Raw genomic sequence first — 16,387 nt, forward strand, 5'->3', positions numbered from 1 at the left:
AAATCCAATCCAATCCAATCCAATCCAATCCAATCCAATCCAATCCAATCCAATCCAATCCAATCCAATCCAATCCAATCCAAGGAGCTCATATCCGAAAACGAGGAGTATTAGACTATTGAGAACACGTTATTCTTCAATAGGACAATGTTTATCAAAGCCTGTGATCGAAAAATACCCAAACTCTCCTTTTTTACCCTTGTCTCCTTTAAAATATAACAAATACGCGTTATCTTTTGTTAACTTTTCTGTCTGCCCCTCTTCTCTCAAATATACATCATATGAAATTTCAAAAATCCCACTCGGTACGTCTTGTTTCAAGTAAGGCTGAAAAACGCCGCTGGGAACGATTTCATATGACACAATTTTTGTCTTAAAAAAAGCACCAAACTCACACCAGCCATACCCTGATTCAAAACTCTTTATCCAAGCCTGATCTGCGGCATATGAGGAGGAGTATCCAGTTGCAAATGAATCGGATAAACCTGGACTTGCTAAACCGACTAACTTATAAGGTAGCTTCTTTTCGATTCCCTCTTTGAGTTTTTTAATTTGAGGAACCATACGCTCTTTAGCAATTTGCCTCGGATCTAATTTGAATTTTTCAAACTGATCCTCAACATCAGAACTTGCTCTGATATATTTAATCCCATCTTCGAACAATTCTTCACTTGGGCCAGCCTTCCATTCAGGCCCAAAGAATTTGCATTCGAAAACGAAAAATACTAGAATCAGGTAAAATAGCTTTGAATTTTTTCTCAGAGTCATATTGATAATTACGCTCCCCATTTCCTTTTTTTCAATCCCTTTGGAACGATTTCGTTCAGAAAGTAATCCCCATTGATTTCATAATATTGGTTTTTACCTTCACCTTTGACGGTATACAATCCCTTAGGAAGTTCCAAAGGAGGGTTATTTGCCGTAAAGTATTTTACCGTCGCGTGTAAATGTGGACCCGTAGATCTTCCAGTACTTCCGACGTTCCCAATCTGCTTGCCCGCCGGGATAAAGTCTTTTATTTCGATCCATTTTCTCGGATCTTCTTTAAAATGTTTGTATTCCAAGCGGAAGGTTCCGGAAATTTCTCCTTCAAACTTCGTTTCTATCGTTACACTATTTCCTCCGGAATTCACAGTTTTCGGATTATCAATTGCATCCGGAGGAATTTGCAGCTGAACTTGTCTTTCGCTGAGCTTTATCTCGTCTTTTGGTCCACTCAATGTATAAAATCCTGGGTCTGTTACAATTCTGCCTTTTTTCTTATCATCGTTATATGCCAAATAAATTACACCTGTCATCCGTATTCCGGTATAGGCTTCCTTTTTAAAACCTGGATCCAAAGTTACCAACTCTTCTCGACTTAGCGGTGTTTTCTCGCCTTCACGATACAAACCCTCTTTTCTAACACTTCCATCAGTATGCAAACCTTCCGGCAGATAGATTATACCTTTGCTCTCTAGTTTCTTTGAAGGAACTTTGATTTCTAATCCTTGAGAGATGTCAACGACCGTTCCACTCAACATCGTATTCACGCGATCTCCATACATTGCCGCAATATCAATCCCGCTATGATCCAAAGCTTTCAACGCGCTCTTTACGATGTCTTTGAATCCGTATCCCTCTTCTCCATAATGAGATGTATATGTAATCGTATTCTTGTTTACATCATCTCCCACCGGATGTTTGAAACCTGGTTCTTTATCAGAAATGGGAAGAGATCTTGTAATATGCCCTTCCCCATCTTTGTGAGTTTTGTATCGTTCCCACTTTGCAACCTCAGTCGCTGGCTTACCTTTAGCAATCAAGCTTTGATCTTCCTTTGCAGCTAAGGTAAAAACGTCATCTTTAGCTAATTCACGAGTTTTCATTTCACGCTTTTCGTAAAGAACGATCTTCTTGTCGATCTCAATCGCTTTCTTCTTATCCCCCAACTTCTCGTATGTTTCCTTTCTGGCCTCAAGCTGCTTTGTTATCGCCTTAATTGCATCCTCTTCTTGTTCATACGACTGTTGTCTGCGGAGGACAAAGTCGCCTAACGGCTCTTCTTTTCCGTGGATCATCCTTCTCTTTGGTTCGTAGTCCAAAAAGTTCTTGTCGATCTGTGCAACTCTTTCCTCGGCTTTGGTGATTTGTTTTTGGAGATCGGATCTTTCTTTTGCCGTCTCGGAATCTTTTGGATCTAAAGTGGCAAGTTTACTTTCAAGAGTTTGGATTTTGTCGGTCTGTTCAAATCGATTTTTTACAACGACTCCCCTTTCTCCGCCAAAGTTTCTTTCAAGACTATCATGCATTTTATTTTTATTTTGATCAAAGAGGGCCGCTACTTCATTGTTATGCTCTTTCTTCGCAATATTGATCTCGTTCAATTCCTTTTGATCTTTCGCTGATAATGACCCTTTCAAAGCCAACTTCTCAAGCTCGATTCGTCTTGGTTCCTGAGGGAAGTTCGTTACAGTTTCATTCAAGAAGTTAGATCTCTCTTTCTCCAAATGATCCTGCATTGCGAGTGCCTTCTCCCTCCGACGATCCAGTTCCGGACTGCGTTTGTAAGGTTCATCCGGATGTTTTTTAGTATGATTCTCGTATTCTTGTCGTTCCAGTTTTTTCTGGGTTCTGATCACACCCAAGATTTGGTTGTCATATTCTTGGATTTTTGCATTATCAGCCGCACTCAAGTAAAGATCAAAAGCTTTGCGCTTTGTCTCAAAATCAATCGAGGAAGTCTTTTTACTCAAGCTACTCTTGTCAATTGTTCGAGAATCTACAATCCGTTCAGCAAATCGAGGGTCGTCTCCATATACTTTCGCGACATATCCTTCTATTCGGGCTTCCACTTCTTGAATTTTCTTAGCTTCCGCAACACCGCGTTCTCGAGATACCTTCTCATGATTTGCTAACGCGTCCTGTGTGCTTTGAAATCGAAGATTGGATGCTTTCAATCCTTCGACGCTGGATAATTCTCTACCTAATTTCCAAAGTCCGACATGAGTTCCAACCTCGCCGATCGATCTAAATTGAGGAGACGAATTAAAGGTTGGGGTCGCAGAGGCATAGCCGCCTCCTAAATCCTTCAATCCTGCCGCTCCCATCGGTAGGTTCTTAGACAAGTCCTGCCTTATCCAATTATCAATATCCAAAAGGGAGCTCTTAGTAAATCCCTGCCCGGGTTTTATACCGATTAACTTCTCACGAATTGATTTGATACCCGGAAGTGAATCCGCTTCCGGACTACGCAACATAGTCAAGAAATCGTTATTCTTCTTTATTTGACTATTTAAACTCATCCGAGCAGAACTATCGTCGAACATCAAACGATTCGTTTCTTTGTAAGACTCCGATGCGTTTTTTCGAAACTCATTATCTAATTTTTTAAGCTCGGTTAATCCACCCACAAACTCGGCATCATCCGGGGCAAGTTTACCGTATTTTTCAGTTCGATTCATTGCAGCTGCAACGATTGTTCTTTCTTTTTCGGTGTAATTATGGACAACGACTCCGCTCTCCCCCACGATATATGTATGATTGTCCTCTACTTCGATGTTGTAAACTTTCGTCGGCTCTACATTGTAGTGAAAGAGCCCAGTAACTCTTGCCCAGCTTCCATCCGACATGAGAACTTGATTGTTCAAGCGAAGGTCTTCCACCTTTACCCATTCCGACGTCGCTAAATCGTTGTTAGCTGTCGCCCTCCTTCTAAACGGGTGATTCCAAGTGGTATGTAAGGTCTCTTCGTCGTTTAACTCTAAGTCAAACAACTGGGGAACTTCATGAACGAACAACTCCGTGACTCTCTTGTTCTCAAAGGTGTTTGTCTTCTCATTCCAAGACTGGACTATATCTCCGATCTGTAATGTTTCAATCGACTTCGTCCCAGTCGCCAAGTGAACCTGAGTCCCCGCAACAAAACAAGTATCCAAGTGAAACACTCCGGACTTGTCCACCATCTTGCTTCCGTCGTTCGCAAAACCAAAACTCTGAGCAATATCCCCTGCAATCCCGGAAACAAACTTACCAAACGTGCTCGTCGCAGACTTGCCGTCGTTAAAGTTGATCTTCAAACCGGCCGCTTCACCTGCCTTCGATACCTGATCCTTCCAAATCTTTACGCTCTCATCGCTTCCAGACATCTTTCCCTTGTAATCATTCCACTTGGAAAGAAGTTCATTCGGATTCGCTCTATCTACATCGATATTTCCGTCTTTGTCTTTTGGTAAAAACTGATCGATCTCGGCGCTTGAATACAAGCCCATCTTTAAACCAGTCGCAATCAAAGGTTTCACAAGCTCCAATTGCGATCTGGAATGATTAAACTGAGCGTTCTCCGCAGCTAAACCTTGGTTGAATTCGTTTTGGAAGTTCTGATTCAAAGAAATCGGCTGGAACCCGTGAGTATTCGTATCATACGTTAGAGTTCCTACCGTCGCCCCTTGCATCTGACCGCTCAAAGACATCGTTCCGTCATTGCTAAACGACAACGTACCTCCATGCCCTCTTAACTGAGGAGGAATCGCCTTGTTTCCGTAATTGTAGTAACCGTCCAAACTCGCGCTTCCGTTCTTTCCTGCAGATACGCTAAAACCTGCGTGGTGTTTGTCGTTCTTGCTGTCCCAAGCGTCATAGCTCGCGTTCGCTGTATAATCACCGCTTTTGAAGTTGTAATCAAGGCCTACGCTGCCACCTTTAAAATTCAGTCGTAGCCGGAAAGAAAGTCACTGGGCGAGTTCGCTACGCGAAACGCGCTCTCCGCTTCAATCAGCGAAGCACCATTCGATATTTTAAAAAGCAAAGAGCTACATTCTAAACGATGGTGCATCGCCGGATTTTCGCTGCGATCACTCTCGCGAGTTTGTCTGTTGTCATAACTGCACCGCCGGTGCAGTTGACGCTAACGTGGATTCAATTTGAAAAGATTTTGAAAAAAAGTGAAGAGAGATTGAAGAGTCAGGAACCAGCTCTTTGATGTATCAAAGAGCTGGTCATCCGCCACTTTTGTCAATTGGAAAGGTGGAGTTTGAGATTTTTTTTACAAAGCTTCAGTTCAGAAATATTCAATTCTTAAAGTTATTCTCTTTCTGAAACTACTAATTCAGCATTCAAATAGTTACCTGTTTCAACTATTTCTTCTGCATTCGCCGTTCTTTTTTTTTAAAATACAACACATCAACAACGTATCTTCCATAGAGATCTTTAGATCTACTTCTAACGATCAACTTGGTCTTTGGGAGAAGTTTACTTTTTAGAAATTCAAAGCTCGAATACCCTTTTTGGGTATCCATTTCCGATGACCAAACATTCCTCATAATAGAAATAAATCCCCTTTGATCTAGGGAAAATAATCTCAATAATCAAAGCTACACTTCCTTAGAAAACGAAACTTTGATTATCAATTATTAAAAGAAAAACTGACCTAAAATCCGCAGGAAGCACTCTGCTGGCAAAGCGTTACCGTATTGAATGTTACGCCGGGAAACTGAGGGCACCCAAACTTTCCGCCTCCAACAGCAACGCAAGTCAACTGACCAGCTGCGTATATCTGAAAATTCAGGACCTGTGCAGTAAGATTTACGCTCGCAAAAGTAAGCTTGCTCGCCATCGAGTAACTAAACTCTAAATTGGTAGCCGCCATGGTCGCAGTTGGGGTTCCGGATAACGTTCCAGTAGTCGAATCGTAAGAAAGCCCATTTGCTAATGCATTATTTGTCAAAGACGGAACACTAAAATTACAATCAGGTAATGCAAGTGCCGCACCCGACTTTGCAAAGATTATAGAGTGAATAGGTCGGCCAACCTCACCTCTGAATTGAAACGTGCTAGTTTCGCTAGGATTTTCAGAATTCACAACGACCAACTTTCCCATTCCCTGTTTGCAAGTTAATCCCAATAAAACGATAGGATTCGTGACCAAGGCTAAATATGCATCTAAAGGGTCTTCTTCTTTTTCCTTTTTCCCGTCTTCACAAGAAAAGACCAAACCTATTAACAAAAGCGCAGCCAGTGTCTTAAGAATACTCTTTTTCATATTCCTTAAATTCTCCTAAATTAATAATTTCGAATAAACGATTTTCTACTATACATTCAGAATTTGTTTAAAGCTGTTTTTTGACAACTGTTTTCATTTTATAAAATAGAAACCAAAAGGAAGATTTTCTAATCATTCACTTAAAAAAAACCGGCCAAAAAAGAATATTCTCTCATTCGACTAATTTTTATGAAGATTGATAGACTGTCTTAACGCTGATCCAATACGCTCATTCATATCCCTTAAGTTGTTTGTAGAATTCATACCCGAATTCGTCTTCGTTCCCTTCTTAACTACTACCGAGTAAAAATTTCAACCAAACAGAAACTTGACAACGGCTGCTCCATACTTCGTGTCAAGAGCCAAGCAGGCAAACGCGCTCCTTGGACCGGTGTTCAATTTTAAAAGTCGGGCTAAAGGAAACGGGTCGATTAAAACGCAATAACCGACTCTTTTGTTCACATACTCAAATCTTTAAAGGACGAAATCTCCTTCCTAAGGATTTCCCGCATCCGGATGACTGCTTTCAAAATCCTTCAGGCGCTCCTCTTCCTCTTGACTCAGGATCGGACAGTGATTTGCAAATGCGTCGATTGAAAATCTTCCCCATCCCCCCTCTCGAAATAAACTTCCCTCAAAAATCAACACATGACTGTTTTCAAATGTCAATTTTCCGGTCTGGCCTTCTTTACGAAGATACACTCGATATCTCATATGTTTACTTGACGTACCATCAATTGGAACATCTTGATCCGCTTGCAAAGGTTCGATTTCATACGATACGATCTTGTCCTTGAATAAAAGATCGTAGTCGCACCACGCTTTTCCAGTTTCAAAGCTCTTCACCCAAGCATTCATAGCGTCATACTCGGACGGAATGTTGTAAGCCCTTTGAATGGATTGAGAAATCCTTGAATTAGAAAGATGTGTTACTCGATGATAATTTTTTTCTTCGATCCCTTCTCTCAATTTTAAAAGATCTTTCATCAATCGCTCTTTGGCAATGTCTCTCGCATTCAAACCGATCTTTTTGAATTCCTCTTCCACCTTCGGGTTCGAACCGCCTAAATACTTCACGCCTTCAGCAAATTGCTCTTCCTTCGGAGAACAGGAAAAAACAAAGCCGACCGCAAATGCCAAAACGAATATTAGAAATCGATGTTTGAGTCTAATCTTCTTCATATATTTTACCAACCTACCTCTTCACCCCCGAAGGTGCCATTACTTTAATGAAATATTGGGGATTGATCAGGTAGTAAACAATATTCCCCTTTTTGTCAGCTACAGCGTTGTAGAAAACAGGACTGACTCCGTTCGGTTTCTCATAACTCACCACAGAGATATGCAAATGCGCCCCTGTCGATCTTCCCGTCGTCCCCAAATCTCCGATTTTTTGTCCGGCCTTGATCGTATCTCCCTTCGTCAAAGGTTGCCCGTTTTCATTTCTTGGAATCGAGTCAAAGTGTTTGTATTGCAATTCATACTTCCCGGCAAACACACCCGTCAACGTCGTCTCGATCGATACACCGTTTCCGTTTGAATTCGCAAGTTCGGGTTTTCTTCGGATCTCTTCCGGTACCAAGGCAAGCTGCGCCAGCGTCAATTCCACCGGAGTCTTCGCATTCGCCATCGTGTAGAATTTACCCTTGTCGGAGATCACTCCCACCGATCTTACAGACTCAAACGGCTTCTCTATCTTAGCAAGTTCCGGGTTCGCTTTTCTGTATTTCGAATCCATCTCTCCCAGCTTGTTTGCCGAATATACCTTCCCGTCAGGATCGTAATAACCTGCATCACGCATCTTGTTTCCGTTTCCGTCGTACAATGGCTCGGAATATGCAATCCCCTTCTCTTTCAGGTGGGCTGGCATCTCTCCAGGCAATGTGATCGACAATCCTTTCGTCGGTTCTCCTTTCACCTTCCCTTCCAGAACCGAATTGATCCGTTCCCCTTTCACTCCTCCTCCATCCAAACCGGTATGGTCGTTCGAATGCAAATACGCCCCCACTACCTCTTGGTTGCCGTATCCGCCTCGACCAAAGTGAGAATTCACAGCAAGTTTCTTGCCCTCCGGATTTCCTACTGGATTTTTGATATGATCCGAAATCGGAAGTTCCCTTTCGTATTCATTGCTGTCTCGTTTGTCGGCGTGGGTCAGATATTCTTTCATATCCTGGAGCGCTTTCTCTCTTTCTGCCCCGCCCTTCCGAAGAGCAAGAGTGAGAACGTCATTTTCAGCTAATTTCAATGATTCTTGAGAGCGTTTTTCAAATTTATCAATTTTATCGTTAATCTCTTTTACCTTAGCAACATCACCCAAGGCTTTGTAATGTTTCTTCTGCGCTTCAAGCCCTTCTGTAATCCTTTCAATCGCTTTCGGCTCTCCTGCATAGCTGTCCTTTTCTCTCAGCAAAAACTTCTCCAAAGACTCATCCGCTTTTCGTACCGGTTTGAAGTCCAAAAAGTTTTTGTCGAGTTGCGCCGTTCTCTCTTGGATCGTCTGGATCTCTTTGTTCAACTTGTCGTATTCCGCCTTGTCCTTCTTCGGATCTAAGGTTCTCAGTTTGTCTTCTTTGTTAAGCAAATTCTGAGTCAACTCTGTTCTGTCGTTTGCTACCAGCATACGCTCTTTACCAAATACGGTCTCTAAAGTCGTGTGCATTGTATTTGAGTTTGTATCCAACAAGTTGGCTACTTGTTCGTTGTATTTCGTCTTCGCCTTGTCGATCGCATTGAGTTCGTTCCGCTCTTTGTCCGTAATCTTACCACTCAACACAAGTTTCTCAAGTTCGATCCGTCTTGGTTCCATCGGAAAGTGTGTGATCGTTTCATTCACAAAGTTGGATCTCTGTTTCTCCAAATGTTCACGGGTTGCGATCATCTTCTCCCGTCTCTGGTTGAGATCTGCGGAACGCTGATACGGTTCGCCAGGATGATGCTTTTGATGTTTCTCATAGTCTTCTCTCTCAAGGCGATTCTGAGTTTCTAAGATGCTGGATATCTGTTTGTCGAACTCTTGAATCTTCGCCCTGTCTCCCGGTTTCAGGTTGAATTCAAACGCCTTTCTCTTCGTATCAAAATCAACTCCATCAGAATTCTTACTCAAACTGCTTTTGTCGATCGTTCGGGAACTTACAATCGCTTCTGCAAACTTTGGATCATTGCCGTATCGGTGAGCTACGTATGCCTCTACTCTGTCTTCGACTGCTCGGATCGCTTTCGCTTCAGCCACTCCTCGTTCTTTAATCTTGTTCTGATGCGCAACCAGTGCAGTTTCGGAGTCCGTTATTCTCTGGCGGCCCAGATTCATCGTTTGCGTTTCGCTTAACTCTCGGCCCACCTTCCAAAGTCCTACATGTGTTCCCATTTCAGAAAGAGTTCGCGTATTTCCGGGTTTGTTTAAACCACCCAACCGAAAGGCCCCAGAAGAATACCCGCCTACCATGTCCTTGATTCCAGCTACACCCGAAGGTAAATTCTTAGAAAGATCCTGTCTGAGCCACGTGTCGATCTCAGAAAGTTGATGCTTTGAGTATCCTTTTGCAGGATCAATTCCTTTCAGCACATCTCGTATCTTACCAATGCCCGGTAAACTATCCGCATCCTTACTTCGAACCATGGTCACAAAGTCTAAATTCTTCTTACCCTGAACTTCCAGGTTTTGTTTTGCTGAGAAAGTTTCAAAAAGAAGTCGATTCGTCTCTTTACTTGCCTCTGCTCCGTTTTTGATAAACTCTTTGCCTAAATGTTTCAAATCATCTAAACTGCTTACAAATTCACGATCCTCTGGAGCAAGTTTAGAAAGCCTCTCCGTTCGATTCATCGCCGCTGACACTTCCGGTCTTTGTTTCTCATAGTTGTGGACAACAACACCGTTCACACCCACAACGTAGGTATGATTGTCCTCTACTTCGATGTTGTAAACTAAAGTCGGCTCTACATTGTAGTGAAAAAGCCCAGTAACTCTTGCCCAGCTTCCATCCGACTTCAAGACTTGATCCTGAACTTTCAGGTCTTCCGTTTTCACCCATTCCGACGTCGCTAAATCGTTGTTAGCTGTCGCCCTCCTTCTAAACGGGTGATTCCAAGTGGTATGTAAGGTCTCTTCGTCGTTTAACTCTAAGTCAAACAACTGAGGAACTTCATGAACGAACAACTCCGTGACTCTCTTGTTCTCAAAGGTGTTAGTCTTCTCATTCCAAGATACGACTACATCACCGATTTGAATCTCTTCAATGCTCTTCGTCCCAGTCGCTAAGTGAACCTGAGTCCCGGCAACAAAACAAGTATCCAAGTGAAACACTCCGGACTTGTCCGCCATCTTGCTTCCGTCGTTCGCAAAACCAAAACTCTGAGCAATATCCCCTGCAATCCCGGAAACAAACTTACCAAACGTGCTCGTCGCCGACTTGCCGTCGTTAAAGTTGATCTTTAAACCGGCCGCTTCACCTGCCTTCGATACCTGATCCTTCCAAATCTTTACGCTCTCATCGCTTCCAGACATCTTTCCCTTGTAATCATTCCACTTGGAAAGAAGTTCGCTCGGGTTCGCTCTATCTACATCGATATTTCCGTCTTTGTCTTTTGGTAAAAACTGATCGATCTCGGCGCTTGAATACAAGCCCATCTTTAAACCAGTCGCAATCAAAGGTTTCACAAGCTCCAATTGCGATTTGGAATGATTAAACTGAGCGTTCTCTGCCGCTAAACCTTGGTTGAATTCGTTCTGGAAATTCTGATTCAAAGAAATCGGCTGGAAACCGTGAGTATTCGTATCATACGTTAGAGTCCCGATTGTCGCTCCTTGCATCTGACCGCTCAAAGACATCGTTCCGTCATTGCTAAACGACAACGTACCTCCATGACCCCGTAACTGAGGCGGAATATCCTTGTTTCCGTAATTGTAGTAACCGTCTAAACTCGCACTTCCGTTCTTTCCTGCCGATACGCTAAAACCTGCGTGGTGTTTGTCGTTCTTGCTGTCCCAGGCGTCATAGCTCGCGTTCGCTGTATAGTCTCCGCTTTTGAAGTTGTAATCAAGGCCTACGCTACCACCTTTAAAATTCAACCCCACATTGGCCCCTAACCCGGCGTCTTGGTTATAGCTAAATCCTGCGTTAAACCCCGCGTAATTCAGATTGTTCAAAATGAGCGCCATCGCTTGGTTGTTCACATCGGAACCAACGACATTCAAACTCAAGCCTCCTCCCCAGCCTCCTTTTACTTCCTGTTGGCCTGTCAGTAGGTTGGCATTCTGATGTTTGGTATAGCTTACAAAACCGGTAACTGGGGTTTTGACTCCGAGAGTTGCTGCCGAGATTAGTCCATTGGCAAAAGCGGCAATCGCTCCATTGGAACCGTTGATAGAAGATTCAACAGCCATGTTAACCGCAGTGCTTGCGGCCAACGCGATCAATTGCCCGTTTGTGAGTCCGGTTGCGACAACGGTTGACACTCCGCCTACGGACGCCGTCGTTGCCGTTCCAGTTTGGATGGCCACAGAACTGAGCCAACTGTTGGCTGCACCCGATGCTGTTCCCGCAGAAAAGTAAATCGCTGCTGCCGCTGCGGCAACCTGCACAATGGTTTGTGCATCCTTAAGCTTTTGCTCTCTTGCGTCTTTCTTAGCTTCTTGCTGATCGATATGATGTTTGAGAAGCAAGCCCAAATTATGTCCCATGGTCTTGTCGCCTGGAACCAAAAATTCTCCAATGGCATCGAAAAGCAGATTGCGCATTTCTTTTTGCACAAAGGCTTGGTTGATAATACCTTGCTGACTTCTCGCTTTTACGTCTTGTTGTGTGATCGTATTGTGCCAAACCTTTGTTTGATCATACACGGAATCTTTAAAATCCGAGGAGACGATCGATTCCCCAAAAAGATTTCCAAGATCGGCGATCGATGTCATAACCCCTTTGAACCCTTTGGAAACAAGAGTTGTCAAACCGCCGCCGAACAATTTGGCGTCCAACAGCAAAGGACTAAGGATTCCTCCGGTAACGACCGTTCCGATCTTTAGAAAATCGTCCCTTCGATTTAAATCCCTTTCCGCCTGTTTTCTAACCACAAAGTCGGACGCTTGTTGCGACCATAGATCGATAGTCTTTTGATCGAGGTGATTGACCCGCCCATACTCTTTCACGGCTTCGCTCGCAAGCATCGCTTGATCGGAGTCCCAATTTCGGATATCGTCTTTTAAGTCTTTTAATTTTATATCGTTGATGATCGTTCTCATCTCTTTATTGAGATGTTTTTCATATTTTTCGGAAGTCAAACCGAGATCCCCCGAAAGATGAATCATGGTTTGAAGTTCAGCTCCGATGACTTCAGCTACAGCGCCGCCAATACTGGCAAACGCCGACTGTAAGTTTCCACCGAGTGATTGTAAGGAAAACGCTCCACTCCGCATCCCAAGCTCTTCTTTTGCATGCCGCATTTCCATATAATCAATCGTGTACTGAGCCAAAGCTCCGGCAAACGCGGGAGACATTCCATTCGCGATCGCTGCCTTCTGAACTCCAAATCCATACAAGCTGTTTTTGAAATCCTTCCATCTCTCGATCGCGGCCAGATTTTTATCGTAACCTTCAAATGCGGCCCCGATTCCTGAATTAAAATTTTGAATCCCTAAAGCTTTTGCATAATTACCGCCTATGCCGTCTAAAACCGTACCAAGGCCGGTCCCAACTTTCGCGAAAAGACCTTCCAACGGTTCCAAACCATAAGCATCTAAAACGTTATGAATCCCCTTTTGAATCCCTAAATTTTTAGTTCCCATATCGTGTTTTGCCTTCGACATTTCCATATGAGCCATAAGCCCGCCGGAGAGAAACGCGGCGACATCGGGAGGTAAATCGAATGCCTTCGCAATCACCGTCGCAACAACGTCTTGGATCGCAGATTGCGCCTGTTTATTCACCCAGGCGCTCGTAGACATCCCGCCTAACAAAACGGCTTCCACATAATCCACTACGATATTTGCAATCTTCACCCGGTTATTTGCGTCGGCGGATGCGATCGAAGAATTTTCATCGTTCAGTCTCTGGGCGGCATTCACCTCGGTAAAAAGACCGGACATATGTTTGTTAGAGGATAAAAAGGCATTCACATTCTGGAATGTGCTGTTAACAAGATCTCCGACCTGGTTGTCGTTGCCGTCGAAAATATCTCCTAAACGGGAAGCTCCCCTCCCCAAAAGAAACATTCCCCCGTTCGGCGGAGCGATCGTAACCACCGCATCATCGGTCCCAAAACAATAAGAGTCCAAGTTTGTCGCGTCCATCGCGCCGCAAAGCGAAGTCGAACCGTCATAAACGTTTCGATGCGCGGTAAGTTTGCCGCTCTTGTCCACATCGACGCTCGTATATTTGTTTTCGATAAACTGGTTGCAATGTCCGTTGCTGAGATCGTCTCCGCAAGTAGCCTTGATCCAATCCTGGATCTTCTGACCGAGGCTACCGTCCGCATTCAATACATACGTCGTAGTGATCGTTTCGCCTGAGTATGTGTCCTTGGATTCGACCGATTTCGTTTTGAGCTGATGAGCCTCGATCAGATCGCTTTGGCCGTTTTGCGAAAACTGCTTCTCCTTACGCATAGAATCCGCAACACCGTTCATATATCCCAAAATCGTATCCAGGGTCGCGTTGTTGGTCGAAGACAACAAACTCAAGTTGGAAGCGCCTGTGATCGCCCGGCTAAAGCTCGATCCGAGAGTGGAAAGCAAACCGAAATCCGGAATGTTTCTATCAGCGTTCCGATCCAATCCACTCAAGATCGTACCGAATGCATCCGTAAACAAACTCGTATTCGCAACGACTTCTCCGTCGATATTTGACTTAGTCCTTCCTTGATTGATGCCGGCCAAAACTTCTTGAGTAAGCTGACCGTAGTTCGTTTGCCCCTTTGCATTCTTGAGCGCGTTCTCTGCGGCTTGAAAAGCATTGGCGGCCTGTTGTTGCACCACCCCCATCTGAGCAAGCCAAGCCGATTCTTGACCTTGCAGATCCTGAACACCGCTGTTAAACGTATTCTGCGCGTCCGCTAAAGCGGCCTGCATCTCGGTCTGCCAATTTGCATACTGCGCCTGATACGAAGCCGACTGAGCGGTCCAATTCGTAATCGAAGGCATCACGTTGTTCTGCCAGTCGTGTTCGAAAGCCTGTAACTGCAAAACGAGGTCCTGATACGTGGTTACGTTCGCATAAGCATTGTTATTGGAAACGGTAAAGTTTAGCTCGATCCAGGCATAGTCCTGCATATGTTGAACGTCCGCTAAAAAGGGAACCCCCGCCCAAACCCCTGCTTCTCTGGCAAAGTAATCGTAAAAGTTACTGCCCCAAGCCCCGCCGACATTTTGCTGTTGGGAGTAAGTTCGATTGGCCATATAAATTCCGGGGGTAGGGTTAAAAATATCACCCGAATAACAACCAAGCCAGTCCGGACAATATTGATTCGGTCCAAAGTTTGCCGGAGGAGTATCCTGATCCTCGAAAGCACGAAGATCAGCGTGACTGATACCTGTGATCGTGATTCCAGGTCCAAGACCGCCGATCCCGGGAAGATCCATAGATGACCCGCTCAATCCGTTCGAGTAAGCATCCATGATCCAGTTCGCAAGATCCATCTCTGAAATTTCTTGACGAATATAGGCCATGATCTGTTTAGCTAAACCAATCTCGCCAGTCGTTTCACTCCCCCAAAGTGTATCGACTCGAACCGCAACCGCTGAATTTGCTTTCGCGGCAAAATGAGAGAAATCTGAATTCCCCCACATATAACTCAAGCCGCTATTATCAAATGACTCGCCAGAACTGGAACCATACTGATATTGATTCGTCCCGTTTCCATTCTGATAGTTGATCGCGTTTTGAAGGGCGCCTTGAGTAGCGAGAAGTTCGTTGTGCAAAAACGAAGTCATCAAATTGGAAGCATACAAAAAGCCGGCTTCCATATCCTGAACCTGACAAGTATGACCCGCCTGACAAGACACACAACGTGTATCTCCTACAGGACAACTGTTAGTAAAATAAGAACCCGTAGTGGAAGCGGGAATCGTATTGTCCACAACGGCGCTGTAACAAGTATGACCCGCCGAACAAGTGGTCGATGCGACAAACGTATCGGAAGTCGAATCGTAAAGACCTTTCACACAACTGCTACCGCTCAAACAATTCGCGTTGTAGCTGATCATCGTTCCCGAAGTATAATCGAAAATCGCAGGCATTACATATCCTTCCTGCAAAGCATTCGCAACGTTATTGATCACGTTCTGAAACGCCCTTCCGTCCGCGTTCAAACCCGTTCGAACCGATAAATTTTCAACCTCGCTCCCGTCGCAAACCGAAGGACAAACCGTATTCTGCAAATACTTACTATCGGTGGTATCATACAAAACATTCGCACAAGTGTGGCCCGCAGGACAAGAACCAAGCGTATAAAACTGACTGTTAGTCGGGTCATACTGAAATGTCGTACAACTATGACCTCCGGGGCAGCTCGCTTGGACATAGCTGTTCGAAGTATTGTCATACAGAATGGAAATAGAATTCCAAAAAAGACTATTTCCGTTTAAAAAAGACTGATAACCTTCCAAGCTCGAAAGAATCTGATCCTTAACCCCGGACTGGGATTGTTGAATCTGAGCAAGGTGGGCCTGATACTGCATCTCCGTTGCGTTGATCTGAGAGAGAAGGTTCTGATACTTTGTAGTCAAACCCTGGAGTGCTTCCTGATAAGTCTGTAAACCGCTTTGTAAATTCTGATTAAAATCGTTCCACCACTGACTCTCCAAACCTTCCAAAGTCTGTTGGCCGCTGTTCAAAACCGCTTGGCTGAGAGCGCCGCCGAGATTTAAATTTAAACCGCTGCCCGAAACAAACGCATCCCACTGGCTCTGAAATTGAGCTGTGGAACTCGCAACCGCTCCGGAATTCGAACCATACAACGCAGAAAGATATTCGCTCCTCTCGGACAAGATCTCGGTCTCGACCGTCGACTGCCAGGCTAACAGCTGTTCGCTCGCTTGGCCCTGCAAAGAGTTGTACATATACGACTGATAGTCTTGAACGGAAGCGAAATGATCGCTCGTCGTTACGCTGTTTACGATCATCGAAATCTGGGCCTGAACCTGAGCCTCCCATTGAGTCTGCAAAATACTCACACTCTGAAAAACAAATGCGTCCCAGTTGCCGATCGTCTGCATACCGTCCGCAACCGTAAACGTCTGGTTCATACTATTCGAATTGAAAACCGGCGTATTCAGATTCGGAACTACAACCGGTTGAGAGGAAAGAGGATGAAGATAAAGAGAGGATACAATTAAAAACGAAAGAAACAGGGTTCGTTTTCTATTAAATTCCATAATTA

At 44.3% G+C, this 16,387-nt stretch carries 4 protein-coding genes and 1 pseudogene; all 5 read right to left on the reverse strand.

The window, feature by feature from the left end; translation table 11 throughout:
• Positions 1–129: 129 nt before the first annotated feature.
• Entirely contained in the window at positions 130–768 is a 639-nt protein-coding gene (locus JWG44_RS01650) for a hypothetical protein (protein ID WP_205273228.1), read from the reverse strand.
• A gap of 8 nt (positions 769–776) precedes the next feature.
• Positions 777–4,709 (reverse strand): annotated as a pseudogene (locus JWG44_RS01655) (TIGR04388 family protein); the annotation flags it as partial.
• A 698-nt stretch (positions 4,710–5,407) separates the two neighbouring features.
• On the reverse strand, positions 5,408–6,019 hold the full coding sequence (locus JWG44_RS01660; protein ID WP_205273229.1) for an Ig domain-containing protein: 612 nt from the start codon (positions 6,017–6,019) through the stop codon (positions 5,408–5,410).
• Positions 6,020–6,514: 495 nt separating this feature from the next.
• Positions 6,515–7,201, reverse strand: a complete 687-nt coding sequence (gene lsa27 / locus JWG44_RS01665; protein ID WP_205273230.1) for a laminin-binding protein Lsa27 — start codon at positions 7,199–7,201, stop codon at positions 6,515–6,517.
• Positions 7,202–7,214: 13 nt separating this feature from the next.
• Positions 7,215–16,382, reverse strand: a complete 9,168-nt coding sequence (locus JWG44_RS01670; RefSeq protein ID WP_205273231.1) for a TIGR04388 family protein — start codon at positions 16,380–16,382, stop codon at positions 7,215–7,217.
• Positions 16,383–16,387: the final 5 nt, after the last annotated feature.

The sequence above is a fragment of the Leptospira ainazelensis genome, assembly GCF_016918785.1.
GTDB lineage: Bacteria > Spirochaetota > Leptospiria > Leptospirales > Leptospiraceae > Leptospira > Leptospira ainazelensis.

Coding starts and splice junctions, on each gene's coding strand:
- JWG44_RS01650 (WP_205273228.1), bottom strand. CDS start 768: ATGACTCTGAGAAAAAATTCAAAGCTATTTTACCTGATTCTAGTATTT.
- JWG44_RS01660 (WP_205273229.1), bottom strand. CDS start 6,019: ATGAAAAAGAGTATTCTTAAGACACTGGCTGCGCTTTTGTTAATAGGT.
- lsa27 (WP_205273230.1), bottom strand. CDS start 7,201: ATGAAGAAGATTAGACTCAAACATCGATTTCTAATATTCGTTTTGGCA.
- JWG44_RS01670 (WP_205273231.1), bottom strand. CDS start 16,382: ATGGAATTTAATAGAAAACGAACCCTGTTTCTTTCGTTTTTAATTGTA.